Below are 16,639 nucleotides of genomic sequence, written 5' to 3'. Positions count from 1 at the left end.
ACGGGCTGATCGCCGCCTCGCGGCAGGCGGATCTGCCGCTGTATCTGGGGTCGTACCCGATCACTCCGGCGTCGGACATCCTGCACGAGCTGAGCAAACACAAGAACTTCGGAGTGCGCACCTTCCAGGCGGAGGACGAGATCGCCGGTATCGGCGCGGCGCTGGGAGCGGCCTTCGGCGGATCCCTGGCGGTGACGACGACGTCCGGCCCGGGTGTGGCGCTGAAGTCGGAGACGATCGGCCTGGCGGTCTCGCTGGAGCTGCCGTTGCTGATCGTGGACATCCAGCGGGGTGGTCCGTCGACGGGTCTGCCGACCAAGACCGAGCAGGCGGACCTGCTGCAGGCGATGTACGGGCGCAACGGCGAGGCGCCGGTCCCGGTGGTCGCGCCGCGCACGCCGGCGGACTGCTTCGACGCCGCGCTGGAGGCGGCCCGCATTGCGCTGACGTACCGCACGCCGGTGTTCCTGCTGTCCGACGGTTACCTGGCCAACGGCTCCGAGCCGTGGCCGATCCCGGAGCTGGACGAACTCCCGGATCTCCAGGTGCGGTTCGCGCAGGGCCCGAACCACACCCTCGACGACGGCACCGAGGTGTTCTGGCCCTACAAGCGTGACCCGCACACCCTGGCCCGTCCCTGGGCCGTGCCAGGCACGCCGGGTCTGGAGCACCGCATCGGCGGCATCGAGAAGCAGGACGGCTCGGGCAACATCTCCTACGACCCGGCCAACCACGACTTCATGGTCCGCACCCGGCAGGCCAAGATCGACGGCATCGACGTCCCGGATGTGGAGGTCGACGACCCGCACGGCGCGAAGACGCTGGTGCTGGGCTGGGGATCCACCTACGGGCCGATCACCGCGGCCGTCCGCCGCCTGCGCGCGGCCGGGGAGTCGATCGCGCAGGCCCACCTACGCCACCTCAACCCCTTCCCTCGCAACCTCGGCGAGATCCTCGCCCGGTACGAGCGGATCGTCGTCCCCGAGATGAACCTCGGCCAGCTGGCGCTGCTGCTGCGCGCCAGGTACCTGGTCGACGCCCACTCCTACAACCAGGTCAACGGCATGCCGTTCAAGGCGCAGCAGCTCGCCGACGCACTGCGGGAGATCCTCCATGAAGACTGAGCTGAAACTGTCCGCCAAGGACTTCAAGTCCGATCAGGAGGTGCGCTGGTGCCCGGGCTGTGGTGACTACGCGATCCTGGCGGCGGTGCAGGGCTTCATGCCCGAGCTGGGCCTGGCGAAGGAGAACATCGTCTTCGTCTCGGGCATCGGCTGCTCCTCCCGCTTCCCGTACTACATGAACACCTACGGGATGCACTCCATCCACGGCCGCGCCCCCGCCATCGCCACGGGTCTGGCCAGCTCCCGCCGCGACCTGTCCGTCTGGGTCGTCACCGGCGACGGCGACGCGCTGTCCATCGGCGGCAACCACCTGATCCACGCGCTGCGCCGCAACGTCAACCTCAAGATCCTGCTGTTCAACAACCGGATCTACGGCCTGACCAAGGGCCAGTACTCCCCGACCTCCGAAGTCGGCAAGATCACCAAGTCGACCCCGATGGGCTCCCTCGACGCCCCCTTCAACCCCGTCTCCCTGGCCATCGGAGCGGAGGCGTCGTTCGTCGCCCGCACCGTCGACTCCGACCGCAAACACCTCACCCAGGTCCTGCGCGAGGCCGCCGCCCACCCCGGCACCGCCCTGGTCGAGATCTACCAGAACTGCAACATCTTCAACGACGGCGCCTTCGACGCCCTGAAGGACAAGCAGCAGGCTCAGGAAGCCGTCATCCGCCTGGAACACGGACAGCCCATCCGTTTCGGTGCCGACGGCACCAAGGGCGTCGTCCGCGACCCGGCCACCGGGGACCTGACGGTCGTCACCGTCACCCCCGAGAACGAGGCCGCCGTCCTGGTCCACGACGCCCACTCCGCGTCCCCCACCACGGCGTTCGCGCTGTCCCGCCTCGCCGATCCGGACACCCTGCACCACACGCCGATCGGCGTGTTCCGCTCCGTCCAGCGGCCCGTCTACGACACGGAGATGGCCGACCAGCTCGACACCGCCGTCGAACAGCACGGCAAGGGCGACCTCGCCGCCCTCCTCGCCGGCGGCGACACCTGGACCGTCGTCGGCTGACGCCGGCGGCCCACGCGAAACGGCCCGGCGCGACCTGGACCAGGTCGCGCCGGGCCGCTTTCACGGGCCCGTGCGGTGGGTCAGTGCACGAGGTCCCGCTCGTACTCAGGGCTGGTCCGCGGGCCCGCCGTCGCGGCGGACTGCAGTCGCCGCTGGAGCTTCTCGCCCTCGACGTCGACGTTCGGCAGCAGCCGGTCGAGCCAGCGCGGCAGCCACCAGGCGGCGTTGCCGAGCAGCGAGTGCACGGCCGGCACGATGACCATCCGGACCACGAAGGCGTCGAACAGGACGGCCGCGGCGAGACCGAAGCCCATCATCGCGACCAGGTCGTCGGTCTCGAGGATGAAGCCCGAGAAGACGCTGATCATGATGATCGCGGCGGCCACGACCACCCGGCCGCTGTGCCGGAAGCCGGTGACGACGGCGTCCTTCGGCGAGGCGCCGTGGACGTACGCCTCACGCATCCGCGTGACGAGGAAGACCTCGTAGTCCATGGCGAGGCCGAAGACCACACCGATCATGAAGATCGGCAGCGTCGTCATGATGGGGCCGGTCTGCTCGACGCCGAAGAAGCCGGAGGCCCAGCCGAGCTGGAACACCGCGACCAGCGCGCCGAGCGCCGCGCTCACCGAGAGCAGGAAGCCGAGCGCCGCCTTCAGCGGGACCAGAACCGAGCGGAACACCAGGAGCAGCAGCAGGAAGGCCAGGCCGACCACCAGGCCCAGGTAGGGCAGCAGCGCGTCGGACAGGGTCTGGGAGAAGTCGATGAACAGCGCGGTCTGGCCGGTCACCAGGATCTCCGTGGCGCCCGAGGACGCCGCCAGCGCCGTCGCCCGGGCGCGGATGTCCTTGACCAGGTCCTCGGTCTCGGTGTCGGTCGGGCCGGTCTTCGGGACGATGCTGAACAGGGCGGTGTCGCCGGCCTTGTTGACGGTGGCCGGGGAGACCGAGGCGATGTTCCCGTCCTTCTTCAGCTCCGCGCCGACCTTGCCGCCGGCGGCGGCCGCGTCCTTGCCCTCGACGGTGACCGTCAGCGGGCCGTTGAAGCCGGGCCCGAAGGAGTCGGACAGCAGGTCGTACGCCTTGCGCTGGGTGGTGTCGGTCGCCATCGTGCCCTCGCCGGGCAGGCCCAGCTCCAGCTTGGTGGCGGGCAGGGCGATCGCGCCGAGGCCGAGCACCGCGAGGAGCAGCACCCCGAGCGGGCGGCGCACCACGAAGGACGCCCAGCGCGTGGACAGGACGGGCTTGGTCCGCGCGGCCAGCTTGGCGGCCTTCTTCTCGGACTTGCTCAGCTTGCGTGCCGACAGAGGCTTCTTGGTCTGCACGAGACGGCGGTCCGCGACCCGCAGCACCCGGCGCGGCGCGAAGCCGAGCAGGGCGGGCACGAAGGTGACCGCGATCAGGACGGCGACGGCGACCGTACCGGCCGCGGCGAGCGCCATCTTGGTGAGGATCGGGATGTTGACGACCGCGAGGCCGCCCAGCGCGATGATGACGGTGAGCCCGGCGAAGACGACGGCCGAACCGGCGGTGCCGGTCGCGATGCCCGCGGCCTCCTGCGGCGTGCGGCCCTCGGCGACCTCGGACCGGTAGCGGGAGACGATGAACAGGGCGTAGTCGATGCCGACCGCGAGGCCGATCATCATCGCCAGGGTCGACGTCGTGGCGGACAGGCCGAGGGTGGAGCCCAGCGCGGTGATGGCGGAGACGCCGACGCCCACGCCGATCAGAGCGGTGAGCAGCGGCATGCCGGCGGCGATCACCGAGCCGAAGGTGAGGAAGAGGACGATGGCCGAGATCAGCACGCCGATCTGCTCTCCGGTGCCGGAGACGGTCTGCTCGATCGGGACGGCGTCACCGCCGGCCTCGACGGTCAGTCCGCCGTCGCGGGCCCGGTCGGTGGCCTTGGTGAGGGCGTCGTGCGCCTCGTCGGTGAGGTCGGGCGCGGTGACCTTGTAGGACACCACCGCGTACGCGGTCCGGCCGTCCCGGCTGACGGTGCCGCCGGCGAACGGGTCGGCGACGCCCGCCACCTGGGGCGCCTTGCCGAGTTCGTCGAGGAGTTCGTCGATCGCCGGCTTCTCGTCGGCGATCTGCTTGCCCTCGGGTGCCCGGATCACCACACGCGCCGTGGCGCCGTCGGCGCCCGCGTCGGGGAACTTCTCCTCGAGCAGGTCGAACGCCTTCTGCGACTCGGTGCCCGGCATCGAGAACTGCTCGGTCGGCGGTGTGGGGGCGGAGGAGGCCGCGGCGCCGACGCCGACGACGATCAGCACCCACAACAGGGTCACGAGGCCGCGCCGCCGGAAGGCGAAGCGGCCGAGTTTATACAGGAAGGTAGCCACGGGTAACCGCACTTCCGTCGAGTGGGGGGCAGGAGGATCCGATGCGCCGACCGCCCCGGCTGAGCACAGGGCGGTGGCTCTGACACGCACACACGTTGACCCAGCGAGTGTTCGCGGGGCCGGTTTCTCTGGCGGAACGAGACCGATCCTTAAGCGATCATCGAGTGGACGGACGAGTTCCGGCCAACGTCCTTGCTCGGCAGGGTCGTTCGCCCAGGCCGCCGTCTAGGCCGCCGTCGCCAGGGCCGGCACGCCCACCGTGTTCTGCCGCACCAGGGGCCGTGCGGCCCGGCCGCGGCGGACGGCGAAGACGCAGCAGCGCAGGACGAGGAAGCGGCCGGTGCCGGCGAGGCCCGAGGCGCCGAGGTAGACGATCTGCTCGGTCAGCAGGCCGGGGGAGGGCTGCAGCAGGTGCAGGACCCACACGGCCACGCTGGTGGCCAGGTAGGCGGCCGTCGCGGAGCCCGCGGACTGCCAGTGCTCGCGCCATCCGGCGCCCCGCCCCTGGGCGAAGGTGAAGCGGGCGTGCAGTTCGGTGCACAGCAGGGTCGAGGCGGCGGTGACGACCGCGTTCGCGGCCGCCCAGGGCATCGTCGCCGCCAGCAGCGGCACGGCAAGGCTGGAGAGGACTCCGACGCCGCCGCCGAGGACCGCGAACCGGAGGAAGGAGGCGAGGGGGCCGGGACCGGCCGGAGCCGCCACGGCGGGCGTGTGTGCGAGCGGCGTCATGCGGCGTCCTTCCTCACGGGGCGGGTGTGCCGGGTGGTGTTACAGGCTGCGGGCGGTGATGTCGCCGTAGGAGGTGGTGGCGTGGATGGCCAGCTCCGCGGCGGAACCGGCGGTGTTGCTCAGGGAGTTGTCGACCCGGCCGTAGCCGGTGCCGGCGTCGAGGGTGGCGGAGGTGCCGCGGGCGGCGCCGACGGTGATGGCGCCCTGCTCGGTGCGCAGGGTGAGCGTGCCGCGCAGGGCCTCGGTGACGGTGAGGTCGCCCTTCTGGGTGGTGAGTTCGGCGGTGCCGTCCAGCCGGCCGACGGTGATGTCACCGGCCTGGAGGGACAGGCGGGCGCCCGCGGTCTCCTCGAGGTCGACCGTGCCCTGGGCGCCCTCGAAGGTGACGTCGCCGAGGCGTCCGGTGCCGCGGAGTTCGCCGCTGGCCGCCTTCGCCTCGACGCGGGAGCCGGCGGGCAGCTCGACGGTCACCTCCAGGGAGCCGGAGGCCCCGACGAGCGGGTTGGTCTCGGCGCGGGTCTCGATGCGCAGGACGCCGTCGGCGTAGGTCACCTCGGTGTGCTCGGCCGCCTTCACGTCCCGGCTCTTGGAGGGGTCGCGGGGGCGGACCTCGACGGTGGTGTCGGCCCGGTCGGCGGCCGCGAACCGGATGTGCCCGGCGGGGACGTCCAGGACGACGGACACGGGGGCGGGGGTCTTGAACATCTGCATCTCGGGCTCCTTGCTCGTGGTTTCTGACAATGGAAACACTACGTTGCATTCATAGATCCGGCAATCACGTTGTTGCGTGAAGCTGTCATCTTCGCAGGTCAAGGGCGCAAAATCGTTGCAACGATTCTGAATTTAATGCAACGACCCTCATCTGACTCCGTTGCAATGGATGCAAGGAAACTCTGCCGGACGGTCCGCTTCACCGACTGCTGTTGTAGCGCGCTCCGGCGGCCCCGTGGCCCGCTCCGGGCATTCCTCGACCGGTCTTCGAGCAGGCCTGGACCGGTCCTCCGCCGGTTCTTGGGACGTTGGCCGGCGACTGCCCGCCGTCCGCCCGTCGTCAGGAGGCCGTTCATGACCGTGCAGGTGTCGGAGCCGTCCGTGGTGGTGCCCGAGGCGCCGCCCGCACGGCTCGGCCGTGGCCGGGCGCGTGGTGCCGCCGCGCTCGGCGTGATCGCCGGATGCAACGCGATGATCCAGCTGGACGACCCGATCGTGAACATCGCGCTGCCCGGCCTGCGCGAAACGCTCGGACTGTCCGCCATGGGGGCCGCGTGGATCATCAACGCCTATCTGCTCACCTTCGGCGGACTGCTGCTGCTCGGCGGCCGGGCCGGTGACATCCTGGGCCGCCGCAAGGTGTTCATGGCGGGCGTCGCCCTGTTCACGGCCGCCGCGGCGCTGCGCGGCCTCGCCCAGTCCGCGGAGTTCCTGATCGCCCTGCGGGCGGTGCAGGGCGTCGGCGCGGCGCTCGCGGCACCCAGCGGCCTCGCCCTGCTGCTCAGCACCTTCACGGAAGGGGCCGCCCGCAAGCGGGCCATCGCCGTGTGCACCATGGTGGGCGCGGTCAGCACCGCCGGCGGGCTGCTCCTGGCGGGAACGCTCACCTCGCTCAGCTCCTGGCGCTGGGTGCTCTTCCTCGACGTCCCCCTGGGCCTGGCGATCGTGCTGCTCGCGCCGTTCGTGCTCGACGAGACCCCCCGCCACCGCGGCCGTTTCGACCTGCCCGGCGCGCTGCTGTCCATGCTGGGCGCCGCCCTGCTCGTCTACGGGCTGGCGCAGGCCTCCGAGCGCGAGTGGAGCGATCCGGTGGTCGTCGGCTGTGTGCTCGGCGGGGCCGTGACACTGACGGTGTTCGCGGCCGTCGAGCGGCGGGCGCAGCAGCCGATCGTGGCGCCGCGGCTGTTCGCCGACCGTGACCGGCTGCTGGCGTACCTCGGGACGCTCGCCGTGCCCGGCGCGCTCATCGGCACGTACTTCTTCCTCAGCCAGTACTTCCAGCAGCAGCACGGCTGGTCCGCGCTGGCCACCGCCTGGGCACTGCTGCCGCTGCCGGTGACCATGGCGGTGGCGGCGGTGGCCGCGCTGCGGCTCGAACGGCACGTCGGCACCCGATGGTTGTGGGCCACGGGCGCCGCGCTGCTGGTGACGGGGAACCTGTGGCTGTCCACGCTCGCGGCCGGTGACGGCTACCCGGGCACGGTGCTGCCGGCGCTGGTGCTGCTCGGCGCGGGAATGGCGTTCTGCGTGCTGCCGCCGACGGTCCTGGCCACGTCGGGGCTGCGCGGCGACGAGGCGGGCACGGCCTCCAGTGTCCTCAACTCCCTTCAGTCCGTGGGCGGCTCGATCGGCCTGGCCACGCTCGTCATGGTCTCCTCGCACACGGGCGGGATGACGGGCGGCTTCGCCACGGGGGCGGCCTTCGCGGGCTGTGCGCTGTTGGCGGCACTGCTCCTGCGGCGCCGCTGAGAGCGGTTCCCGGACCCCCGGCCCCGGCACGCTCGAAGGCCCGTCCAGCCATCGCGGTGATGGCGGTGACGGGCCTTCGCGGGGTGGGGGCGGGGCTGCTCCGGCGGTGGTGTCCGTCCGCGCTCCCATGCCGCCTAGGCGGGGTCGCGGTCGAACAGGGACTTGGACCAGAAGTAGCCGAGGACGGCGAGTCCCAGGCACCAGGCGACGGCGAGCCACCCGTTGTGGCCGATCTCGGTGCCGAGGAGGAGGCCGCGCAGGGTCTCGATGGCGGGGGTGAACGGCTGGTACTCGGCGATCGGCTGGAACCAGCCCGGCATCGCGTCGACCGGGACGAAGGTGCTGGAGATGAGCGGGAGGAAGATCAGCGGCATGGCGTTGTTGCTGGCCGCCTCGGCGTTGGGGCTGGACAGGCCCATGCCGACCGCGATCCAGGTGAGCGCCAGGGAGAACAGCGTGAGCAGCCCGAGTGCCGCGATCCACTCCAGGGCCGTGGCGTCGGTGGAGCGGAACCCGATGGCGAGGCCGACGGCCGTGACGAGGAGCACGCTCATCACGCACTTCAGCACGCTGCCGACGACATGCCCGACGAGCACGGACCCGCGGTGGATGGCCATGGTGCGGAACCGGGCGATGATGCCCTCGGTCATGTCCGTGGTGACGGACACGGCCGTGCCGATGGCGGTCGAGCCGATGGTCATCAGCAGGATGCCGGGGACGAGATAGGCGATGTAATCGGAGCGGTCCGCGCCGCCGCCCCCGATGCCGGCGCTCATGGTGTCGCCGAAGATGTAGACGAACAGCAGGAGCAGCATGACCGGCGTGAGCAGCAGGTTCAGGGTGAGGGAGGGGTAGCGCCGGGCGTGCAGGAGGTTGCGGCGCAGCATGGTGGCGGAGTCGCGCAGGGCGAGGGTCGGGCTGCTCATCGCAGGGCCTCCTTGGGCTGGGTCAGGGCGAAGAAGACGTCGTCGAGGTCGGGGGTGTGCACGGTGAGTTCGTCGGCCTCGATGCCGGCGGTGTCGAGCCGGTCGAGCACGGAGCGCAGGTCGCGCTGGCTGCCGTGGCTGGGCAGGTGCAGGGCGAGGGCCTCGTCGTCGTGGGTGGCTTCGAGCAGAGCGGTGGCGGCGGCGCGGTAGGCGGCGGGGTCGGTGAAGCGCAGGCGGATGTGTCCGCCGGGGACGATCCGCTTCAGCTCGCCGGCGGTGCCCTCGGCGGCGATGCGGCCGTCGTGGAGCACGGCGATGCGGTCGGCGAGTTCGTCGGCCTCCTCCAGGTACTGGGTGGTGAGGAAGACGGTGACGCCGCCGGTGACGAGTTCACGGATGATCTGCCACATGTTGTGGCGGGAGCGGGGATCCAGGCCGGTGGTGGGCTCGTCGAGGAAGATGATCCGCGGGTCGCCGACCAGGGTCATGGCGATGTCCAGGCGGCGCTTCATGCCGCCGGAGTAGGTGGAGGCCGGCTTCTTCGCCGCCTCGACCAGGTCGAACCGCTCCAGCAGCTCGGCGGTGACCCGGCGCCCCTCACTGCGGGAGAGGTGGTGCAGGTCCGCCATGAGAAGCATGTTCTCCTCGCCGGTGATCAGACCGTCGACGGCGGAGAACTGCCCGGTGACCCCGATCGCGGCGCGTACGGCCTGGGGGTGGGTGGCCGGGTTGTGGCCGCCGACGCGGATCTCACCGGCGTCGGCGCGGATGAGGGTGGAGAGGATCTTCACGGCGGTGGTCTTGCCGGCGCCGTTCGGGCCGAGCAGGGAGAAGATCGTTCCTTCGGGGACGGTCAGGTCGATGCCGTCGAGGACGGTCTTGTCGGCGTAGGACTTGCGCAGCCCGTGCGCCGCGATGGCCAGGTTCGTCATGAGAGTGAGGGCTCCTTCGTCACAGGCTGCGGGCGGTGATGTCGCCGTAGGAGGTGGTCGCGTGGATGGTCAGGCCGGCCGCGGGGCCGTCGGCGTTGGTGAGGGAGTTGCGGATCCGGCCGTAGCTGGTGCCGGCGTCGAGGGTGGCGGAGGTCCCGCGGGCGGTGCCGACGGTGATGTCGCCCTGGTCGGCGCGCAGGGTGACCGTGCCGCGCACGGCCTCGGCGACGTTCAGGTCGCCCTTGCGGGTGCTGATCTCGGCCGAGCCGTTCAGGCGGCCCACGGTGATGTCACCGGCCTGGACGGCCAGGCGGGCGCTCGCGGTCTCGTCGAGCTTGACCGTGCCCTGCGCGCCCTCGAAGGTCACGTCGCCGAGCCGCCCCACGCCGCGCAGTACGGCACTGGCGGCCTTCGCCTCGACGCGGGAGCCGGCGGGGAGCTGGACGGTGACCTCGATGGCGCCGGAGGGGCCGAAGTACTGGTTCTTCACCGGGGTCTCGATCCGCAGGACACCGTCGCGATAGTCGACCGTGGTCTGCTCGGCCGCCTTCACGTCCCGGCTCTTGGCGGGGTCGGCGGGCAGCACCTCGACGGTGGTGTCGGCCCGGTCGGCGGCGATGAACCGGATGTGTCCCGCCGAGACGTCCACGACGGCCGCGATGGGGGCGTGGGCGTCGTACGTGCGCGTCGTGCTCTGGGTCTTCTGCATCGCGGGCTCCCCGGCTGGGCTCGTTGTTTCCGATGACAGAAACGCTACGGTGCATTCACGTATCCCGCAACGATGTCGTTGCGATTAATGGCAGAAATTGCAGGCCACAGCCGTGAAATCGTTGCACTGGGTTCAAAATTAACGCAACATCCCCGCCTCGGCTCGTTGCAATGGAGTGGAGGTGAACGCTATGCTGGCCCTCACCACGGACCACGAAGGAGACCGCGATGCCGGGAGGCAGACTCACCCAGCAGGAACGTCAGCAGATCGCGCTGGGGCTGGCCGACGGCCTCCCCTACGCGGAGATCGCCAGGCGCCTCGACCGCCCGACCTCCACCATCACGCGCGAGGTGATGCGCAACGGCGGCCCCACCGCCTACCGTGCCGACCTGGCCCACCGCGCCACCGAACGCCGCGCCCACCGCCGCCGGCAGGCCACACCCCGGGACGGACAGCAGACGTCCGAGCAGCCCCACGGACGCGACGCCGAGGCCGTGCGCGAGTACGAGGAGACCCTCACCACCGTCTTCATGGCCTCGGGCATGCCCAAGATGATGTCCAGGGTGCTGGTCGGCCTCTACACCACCGACGAGGGCAGCCTCACCGCCGCAGAACTCGTCCAGCGCCTCATGGTCAGCCCGGCGTCCGTCTCCAAGGCCATCACCTACCTGGAGAGCCAGGGCATGGTCCGCCGCGAGCGCGACGAACGCCGCCGCGAGCGCTACGTCGTCGACGACGACGTCTGGTACCAGGCGATGATCGCCAGCGCCCGCTCCCTCACCCAGGTCGTCGAGGTCTCACGGCAGGGCGTCGGCGTCCTCGGCCCCGGCACCCCGGCCGCCACCCGGCTGGAGAACGTCGCCCGCTTCCTCGACTTCGTCCAGGAGAGCACCATTCGCGCCGCGGAACAGGCCCGCGCGGTCCTGCACACCAAACCCGAAACGGCCCCGGACCCCGCCGCCGCCCGGCCCTGACCGCCGTCGCGACCGGCCCCGGCGTCCCCCACCCGGGACCAGTCCCACTCGACCGTTCCTGCAGCGCCCTGAGCCAGGCTCTGCGGCACAGCCTCACCCCCCTACACGGACGGAGAACGCGCATGAAGCACTCCCGTACGGCAGCAGGTGCGGCGGCGGCCACGCTCGCCGCCGGCCTCCTCCTCGGCAGCGCCTCCACGGCCGCCGCAGGCCCGCAGGAAACGGCACAGCGCATCACGACGGAACAGGAGCTGACGCAGAGCGTCCTCGCCGCCGTCGCCCTGGAACGCGAGGGCAGCACCGAGCCCCTCGCCCCCACCTCCGTCGGCCGGATGGCCGTCCTCCCGTGCTGAGGAGGCCGACCCGGTGAGCGCCGCCGCCACGGAAGACGACACCACCCGCCCGGGACCGGCGCCGCAGGCCTGGTGCCCGAGCGGGGTCGCCGACGCGCCCGAGTCGGTGGTCCTGGGCGTGCGTTCGGGAGCGGACGGACGGGTGACCTACCTGGCCGACCCCGTCCCCGCGAGCGGCGTGCTCGGCCTGGTGCCCGCGGACATCGAGCCCCGGCGCGTCCTCAGGTTCGCCTCGCACTGCGTCACCGAGTGCGCCAACCGGCGGGGCGACGACTGCACGCTGATCGAACGGGTCGTGGCGGCCTACCCGGCAGCGGAGCCGGGCAACGTCCCGCGCTGCCATCTGCGGGCCGACTGCAAGTGGTGGGGCCAGGCAGGCGTCGACGCCTGCCGCCGCTGCCCCGCCCTCGCCACCCGGCACCACACCGACGAGGAACTGGCGACCCTCGTCGCGGACCCGTCGACCACGCGGGAACAGATCGACGCGCGGTTCGCCGCGGCCTGGGGCCCGGAAGCCCGCTAGGGCTGTCGTGCGGACCATCCCGGCGTCGCGGGGCCCGGCCCGCCCAACTGCGGCGATGTCGTCGTTGCCGACGCTCCGCGTCGGCGCCCGACTCCGCCGTGCGGCGGGACGCACCGGGCCCCGCTCAGGTCGGCTGACAGGAGCCGGCCGGACGGCGGGGCGGCCCCACAGGGTCACCCCGCCGCCGGCACCGGCTTCGGCTCCGGCGCCACGGTCGTCAGCGCACGCACCTGACCGCTGCACAGCGCCGCCGCCGTCGCGCACACCACCAGCGCAGCGCCGCCCAGCAGGGTGCCCCGCACCCCGAAGTGCGCGGCGAGCGGACCGGCGGCCATCTCGCCCAGCGGCAGCGCGGCGAACGACCCCAGCGCGTCGTACGAGTACACGCGGGCCAGCTTGTCCGGCGGGATGTTCTGCTGCAGCGACACGTCCCAGGCCACCCCGAACTGCTCCAGGGCGACCCCGTTCAGGAACATCGCCACCCCCAGCAGCAGCACCCCCGGCGCCTGGGCGAGGACCACCAGCGGCAGCGACTCCACCGCCACCATCGCCACCCCGATCAGCAGCGCGCGCCGGGCCCGCGACCGCGCGGCGAAGACACCGCCGGCCACCGCCCCCGCCATCTGCGCCGCCAGCACCACGCCCCACACCCCACGCCCGAACGTGTCGTCGGCGACGACCGGCCCCAGCACATGGATGCCGCCCGCCACCACGGCGTTGACCACCGCGAACTGCACCACCACGATCCACACCCAGCTGCGGGCGGTGAACTCCCGCCACCCCTCCCGCAGTTCGCGCAGCGGCCGGGTCCGCTCCCCGGTCGCGGCCACCGGCGCCGCCGTCACCCCGAGGAAGCACACCGCCGCCCCGCAGAACGCCACCGCGTTCCCGGCGAGACCCCATCCGGGCCCGAACACGGCGGCGACGATCCCGGCGAGGGACGAGCCCGCGATCGCGCCGAGGTTGGTGCCCATGCGCATCAGCGCGTTGGCCGGGCGGATCAGGGACGCGGGCACGGTCTGCGGGGTGAGCGCCGCCGACGCCGGCAACGACAGCGCGGCCAGCGCCCCGTTGAGGACACTGAGCAGCACCAGCAGCGGGATCGACACCGCCTCCAGCAGCACGCTCACCGCGATCGCGCCCTGCACACCCGCCGCCGCGAGCGCCGAACCCTGCAGCACCACCGTGCGCCGCACCCGGTCCGCGACCACCCCGCCCACCAGCAGCAGCGCCACGTTGGCCAGCGAACGCGCCCCGACGACGATCCCCAGATCGGTCAGCGAGCCCGTCGCGTCGAGCACCGCGAAGGCCAGCGCGACCGGCGCCATCGCGTTGGCGAAGTACACCAGCAGGCGCCCCCCTGCCAGCCGCCGGAAGGAGCGGTGGCGCAGCGGCGCCCACGTCTGTGCGCCGGCCGTGCCGTGCGCGTCGGTGTCCGTCATGGTGCCGGCCGCTCCCTCTCGTCCGGGCCCGGGGGCCGCAGGGTGAAGTGCACCCGGGACACCGAGATGCCCAGGTCCTGAACGGCGTACGGGCAGAAGTAGTACGCCTGTGGGGTCGCCCCGGGGGCGATGGCGACGGTGAACTCCGCGTGCACCTTCTCGCCGGGGCGCGAGGCCTCGACGCGGCGCAGCACGGGGCCGACCCGCGCGTCGAGGTACAGCGGCAGCACGATACCCAGGTTCACCGTCCCCGCCCGCCGCGCCCGCGCCTCCACCACCACGTGCAGGGCGCCGCCGGCGGCGGTCTCGGCCGGCGCCTTCACCGTCAGCTCGGCCGCGTCGGCGAGGGAGTTGGCGACGTCGCCGCAGCGCGCGCACACCACCTGGACGGTGTCGGTGATCACGGGGACCCGGCCGCGGCGCCGGTACGCGGTGAGCGGCCGGCCGCAGGCGCACGAGGAGTCCAGGGCAACCGGCGCGTCGGCGACGCTGCGTTCACCGAAGTAGGTGGGGAACCGCAGCACCGGATCGTCGTGGTGCTTGGCGAAGCGGTGGGCGAGCGCCAGGTCCAGGGAGGTGGTCTCCTTGGCGATCGCGGCCAGCGACCGCCGCGCGTCCGGCGGGGCCAGCGCCACCGTGCGCACCACGTCGTGCAGCAGCGTGTCCGCCAGGGCCCGCAGCCGGGGCCGCAGCGGGTAGTCCGGCCCGAGCAGCCCGCTGTCGAGCAGACCCGCCAGCCGCGCACCGAGCGTGTGCGGCTCGGGAGCCGCGACCGGCTCCGCCGCGGACGGCTGCGTTCCCGCCTCCGCCTCCTCCTCCAGGCCCGAGGACTGCAGGCCGAACTGGGCGAACGACGGATAGGGGTTGATGTCGCGCAGCACGTCGTTGACGGCGCCGGCCGCGCTGCCCGCGGCGGCCGCCGACGTGAGCCACGCCAGGTTCTCGGGGCGCTGCCCGTCGCACGCGGTGAGCGTGGCGACGACGGTCTGCGCGGGACCGTCGAGCGCGTCCAGCAGGATCAGGTACTTCGGGTCGTACATCGCGTGCCCGGCCAGCGCGCCGCTGAAGCAGTTGGCGAGGACCAGCTCGGCGGCGCGGATGCCGCGCGCCGGGATCAGCTTGTCCATCGGCTTGGTGCAGCCCAGTCCGTAGGCGCACTTGGGGCCGGCGGCACCGGGCAGGGCCGCGACCGGACTAGCCCCGCACAGCGTGAACTGGCCCAGGTTGAGCTGGTCGTCCTTGCCGTTGCCGTGGAAGAGCACCCGCCGCCACACCCGGCCGAGGGCCACCTCCTTGATGTCGAGGCGGCGCACGTCCTCGGCGCCGCACCACACGTCCGCGCCCGGCACCGGCTCGGCCGCGTCCAGCTCGGAGACGACCCCCACCGCCGCGCCCGGCACCACCCGGGCGTACTGCTTGGCCACCACCCAGCTCAGACTGTGCACGTCACGACCGGTCAGCAGGAACAGCGGCCGCCCCGCGGCGTACGCGTCCGCCACGACCTGCTGCACCTCGTCCCCGCGCAGCTGCGCGTAGGTCCCGGCCAGCAGCACGGACCCCTCCCCGGGCAGCCGCCCCGGCTCCGCCGCCCAGGTGCGGGCCAGCGGCCGCAGCAGCGTCTCCAGCGCGGCGGGCACCTCGCCGAACAGCACACCGGTGTCGCACGGGGCGGGTGTGCGGCGGCCCGCGTAGACCTGCCCGGCCAGAGCGAGCCCGGCCGCCAGGTCCGTACGGCCACCCGTCCACACCGGCAGCGGACCGTCCCCGGCCGCCACCGCCCGCGCGTAGTCGTCCGCTTCGGTGTACGGGGCGAACAGCGGCTCCGTCACGACACGGGCTCCTCGTCCACCTTCAGCTCGAAGTGCCGCAGCACGTGGTGCATCCGCTCCTCCACCTCGTCGGCCGTGGCACCCTCCACATGGACGTAGCCGGTGGAGGCGTGCGAGGCGCGCGGCGGGTCCAGCACGTCACCGGGCCGCGCCGTCAGCCGGGCGCCGATCACCCCCGGCATGCGCAGCAGTTCCTCCTCGGAACTGATGTGGACCACCCGGCCGGGCGCGGTCGGCAGCAGCAGGTCGCCCACCGCCCGGTCACGCGTGTACACGGGCGTCGGCACCCGGTCCAGATAGGTGTCGAGGATGACGTGCAGGAAGTCGAACCCGTAGGCCAGCCCGTGGTTCATCGGCACCTCGCAGCCGCTGAGCCGGGCCGCGACCTCGCTCATCACGAACCGGCCGTCGTCGGTGAGGAAGAACTCGCCGTGCAGATAGCCGTACGGCAGGTCCAGGCCGTCGGTCAGCTCCTGCGCCAGCTCCCGGGCGTCGACGGGCAGGTCCTCACTCGGCGCGTACGTGATGTTGGCGTTGATCTTCCCGTCGAGGACCTGCAGGATCGGCACCGGGTTCTTCGACAGGTACGCGTCCAGGACCACCCCGTTGGCGATCACCGCGCAGAGCTGGAACTCGCGGCCCTCGATGTACTCCTCCACCATCCACCGCAGCGCCGGGTCCAGCGGCGGCACCCCGGCGAGAGAGGCCGGCGAGTCGAGGCGGTAGGTGTGGATGCAGGAGTCGGAGTCGACGGGCTTGAGGACCACCGGCCAGCCGTGCTCGTCGCCGAACGCCACCACGTCGTCCAGGACGTGCACCGGACGGTACGCGGCGTGCGGGATGGCGAGCTGCGCGTACCGGTCCTTCATCGTCATCTTGTTGCGCACCCACCCCACCTGCTCCTCGCTCAGGTGCGGCAGGTCCACCAGGGCGGCGAAACGCTGGGCGTCGGCCTGCAGCGCCTCGTTGGGGTTGCAGAAGAACCTCGGCCGCGGCAGCCCGTCGGTGCCCTTCATCCAGCGCAGGTAGCGGGCCGCCTCGTCCTCGAGGGGCGCCGACGTGTCCAGGGTGAACCTCGGGACGTGCGCGGTGCGCGCGACGTACTCCTCGCTCAGCGGCACGGAGTCGAAGCGCAGCAGGACGACGTCGACGTCGTCGCGGGCGAGGACATGGTCGGTGAAGGTGGCCCGGCGGCTCTCGACGAGCAGGACGACGGGGCGGGTCGGCTCGGTGGTCATGGGCGTAACTCCTTGCGGTCCGAAGCGGGAGGGGGGAGGA

14 protein-coding genes and 1 pseudogene are annotated in these 16,639 nt (G+C 72.3%); 6 read left to right on the top strand and 9 right to left on the bottom strand.

Features of this window, described 5'->3' with window-relative positions; all coding sequences use genetic code 11:
* Both AB0G20_RS39625 and AB0G20_RS39620 read left to right on the top strand, forming a co-directional pair.
* Nucleotides 1-1,124: pseudogene (locus AB0G20_RS39625) on the top strand (2-oxoglutarate ferredoxin oxidoreductase subunit alpha); the annotation flags it as partial.
* Nucleotides 1,114-2,139: a 2-oxoacid:ferredoxin oxidoreductase subunit beta gene (locus tag AB0G20_RS39620; protein WP_361311797.1), complete on the top strand. Its 1,026-nt coding sequence runs from the start codon at nucleotides 1,114-1,116 to the stop codon at nucleotides 2,137-2,139. The pseudogene AB0G20_RS39625 and the gene AB0G20_RS39620, both read left to right, overlap by 11 nt.
* An 80-nt stretch (nucleotides 2,140-2,219) precedes the next feature.
* Here the strand turns inward: AB0G20_RS39620 and AB0G20_RS39615 are convergent, their stop codons facing one another.
* From AB0G20_RS39615 to AB0G20_RS39605, 3 genes are all read right to left on the bottom strand, one after another.
* Nucleotides 2,220-4,484, bottom strand: a complete 2,265-nt coding sequence (locus AB0G20_RS39615; protein WP_361311795.1) for an MMPL family transporter — start codon at nucleotides 4,482-4,484, stop codon at nucleotides 2,220-2,222.
* A gap of 225 nt (nucleotides 4,485-4,709) precedes the next feature.
* Entirely contained in the window at nucleotides 4,710-5,213 is a 504-nt protein-coding gene (locus AB0G20_RS39610; protein WP_361311792.1) for a GtrA family protein, read from the bottom strand.
* A 39-nt stretch (nucleotides 5,214-5,252) separates the two neighbouring features.
* Complete coding sequence (locus AB0G20_RS39605; protein WP_361311789.1) at nucleotides 5,253-5,924, bottom strand: DUF4097 family beta strand repeat-containing protein; 672 nt, start codon at nucleotides 5,922-5,924, stop codon at nucleotides 5,253-5,255.
* Nucleotides 5,925-6,278: 354 nt separating this feature from the next.
* Between AB0G20_RS39605 and AB0G20_RS39600 the strand changes: the two genes are divergently transcribed.
* Nucleotides 6,279-7,673, top strand: a complete 1,395-nt coding sequence (locus tag AB0G20_RS39600; protein WP_361311787.1) for an MFS transporter — start codon at nucleotides 6,279-6,281, stop codon at nucleotides 7,671-7,673.
* Nucleotides 7,674-7,807: 134 nt separating this feature from the next.
* On the opposite strand, the gene AB0G20_RS39595 is transcribed toward AB0G20_RS39600, so the two are convergent.
* The 3 genes from AB0G20_RS39595 to AB0G20_RS39585 are packed head-to-tail and all read right to left on the bottom strand — an operon-like array spanning nucleotide 7,808 to nucleotide 10,240.
* Nucleotides 7,808-8,599, bottom strand: a complete 792-nt coding sequence (locus tag AB0G20_RS39595) for an ABC transporter permease (protein WP_361311784.1) — start codon at nucleotides 8,597-8,599, stop codon at nucleotides 7,808-7,810.
* Nucleotides 8,596-9,531 carry an ATP-binding cassette domain-containing protein gene (locus AB0G20_RS39590; RefSeq protein WP_361311782.1) on the bottom strand — a complete coding sequence of 312 codons (936 nt, stop codon included), beginning with the start codon at nucleotides 9,529-9,531 and terminating at the stop codon, nucleotides 8,596-8,598. The genes AB0G20_RS39595 and AB0G20_RS39590 overlap by 4 nt, the downstream gene beginning before the upstream one ends.
* 19 nt (nucleotides 9,532-9,550) lie before the next feature.
* A complete protein-coding gene (locus AB0G20_RS39585) occupies nucleotides 9,551-10,240 on the bottom strand; it encodes a DUF4097 family beta strand repeat-containing protein (RefSeq protein ID WP_361311780.1) in 690 nt (229 codons plus the stop codon).
* Nucleotides 10,241-10,467: 227 nt separating this feature from the next.
* Between AB0G20_RS39585 and AB0G20_RS39580 the strand changes: the two genes are divergently transcribed.
* The 3 genes from AB0G20_RS39580 (at nucleotide 10,468) to AB0G20_RS39570 (ending at nucleotide 12,090) form a co-directional block, all read left to right on the top strand.
* On the top strand, nucleotides 10,468-11,214 hold the full coding sequence (locus AB0G20_RS39580) for a helix-turn-helix domain-containing protein (protein WP_361311777.1): 747 nt from the start codon (nucleotides 10,468-10,470) through the stop codon (nucleotides 11,212-11,214).
* A gap of 122 nt (nucleotides 11,215-11,336) precedes the next feature.
* Nucleotides 11,337-11,567, top strand: coding sequence for a hypothetical protein (locus tag AB0G20_RS39575; protein WP_361311774.1), 231 nt, complete (start codon nucleotides 11,337-11,339; stop codon nucleotides 11,565-11,567).
* A gap of 13 nt (nucleotides 11,568-11,580) precedes the next feature.
* The gene (locus tag AB0G20_RS39570; RefSeq protein WP_361311771.1) at nucleotides 11,581-12,090 is read left to right on the top strand and encodes a hypothetical protein; all 510 of its coding nucleotides are present in this window, start codon (nucleotides 11,581-11,583) and stop codon (nucleotides 12,088-12,090) included.
* A 173-nt stretch (nucleotides 12,091-12,263) separates the two neighbouring features.
* On the opposite strand, the gene AB0G20_RS39565 is transcribed toward AB0G20_RS39570, so the two are convergent.
* The 3 genes from AB0G20_RS39565 to AB0G20_RS39555 are packed head-to-tail and all read right to left on the bottom strand — an operon-like array spanning nucleotide 12,264 to nucleotide 16,599.
* Nucleotides 12,264-13,532 carry an MFS transporter gene (locus tag AB0G20_RS39565; protein WP_361311769.1) on the bottom strand — a complete coding sequence of 423 codons (1,269 nt, stop codon included), beginning with the start codon at nucleotides 13,530-13,532 and terminating at the stop codon, nucleotides 12,264-12,266.
* Nucleotides 13,529-15,361, bottom strand: coding sequence for a hypothetical protein (locus tag AB0G20_RS39560; protein WP_361311766.1), 1,833 nt, complete (start codon nucleotides 15,359-15,361; stop codon nucleotides 13,529-13,531). Before AB0G20_RS39560 ends, AB0G20_RS39565 begins: the two co-directional genes overlap by 4 nt.
* A complete protein-coding gene (locus AB0G20_RS39555; RefSeq protein ID WP_361311763.1) occupies nucleotides 15,358-16,599 on the bottom strand; it encodes an ATP-dependent carboxylate-amine ligase in 1,242 nt (413 codons plus the stop codon). Before AB0G20_RS39555 ends, AB0G20_RS39560 begins: the two co-directional genes overlap by 4 nt.
* Between the last annotated feature and the right edge of the window lie 40 nt (nucleotides 16,600-16,639).

This window comes from Streptomyces sp. NPDC024017 (genome assembly GCF_040638895.1).
In the GTDB taxonomy this organism is placed as follows: Bacteria; Actinomycetota; Actinomycetes; order Streptomycetales; family Streptomycetaceae; genus Streptomyces.
The sequence above is the reverse complement of the archived record's forward strand: the minus strand, read 5'-3'. Positions and strand labels throughout refer to the sequence as shown.

What these genes read in the sequence shown, in the direction of transcription:
- AB0G20_RS39620 (WP_361311797.1), top strand. Translation starts at nt 1,114, where the DNA reads ATGAAGACTGAGCTGAAACTGTCCGCCAAGGACTTCAAGTCCGATCAG.
- AB0G20_RS39610 (WP_361311792.1), bottom strand. Translation starts at nt 5,213, where the DNA reads ATGACGCCGCTCGCACACACGCCCGCCGTGGCGGCTCCGGCCGGTCCC.
- AB0G20_RS39605 (WP_361311789.1), bottom strand. Translation starts at nt 5,924, where the DNA reads ATGCAGATGTTCAAGACCCCCGCCCCCGTGTCCGTCGTCCTGGACGTC.
- AB0G20_RS39600 (WP_361311787.1), top strand. Translation starts at nt 6,279, where the DNA reads ATGACCGTGCAGGTGTCGGAGCCGTCCGTGGTGGTGCCCGAGGCGCCG.
- AB0G20_RS39595 (WP_361311784.1), bottom strand. Translation starts at nt 8,599, where the DNA reads ATGAGCAGCCCGACCCTCGCCCTGCGCGACTCCGCCACCATGCTGCGC.
- AB0G20_RS39590 (WP_361311782.1), bottom strand. Translation starts at nt 9,531, where the DNA reads ATGACGAACCTGGCCATCGCGGCGCACGGGCTGCGCAAGTCCTACGCC.
- AB0G20_RS39585 (WP_361311780.1), bottom strand. Translation starts at nt 10,240, where the DNA reads ATGCAGAAGACCCAGAGCACGACGCGCACGTACGACGCCCACGCCCCC.
- AB0G20_RS39580 (WP_361311777.1), top strand. Translation starts at nt 10,468, where the DNA reads ATGCCGGGAGGCAGACTCACCCAGCAGGAACGTCAGCAGATCGCGCTG.
- AB0G20_RS39575 (WP_361311774.1), top strand. Translation starts at nt 11,337, where the DNA reads ATGAAGCACTCCCGTACGGCAGCAGGTGCGGCGGCGGCCACGCTCGCC.
- AB0G20_RS39565 (WP_361311769.1), bottom strand. Translation starts at nt 13,532, where the DNA reads ATGACGGACACCGACGCGCACGGCACGGCCGGCGCACAGACGTGGGCG.
- AB0G20_RS39555 (WP_361311763.1), bottom strand. Translation starts at nt 16,599, where the DNA reads ATGACCACCGAGCCGACCCGCCCCGTCGTCCTGCTCGTCGAGAGCCGC.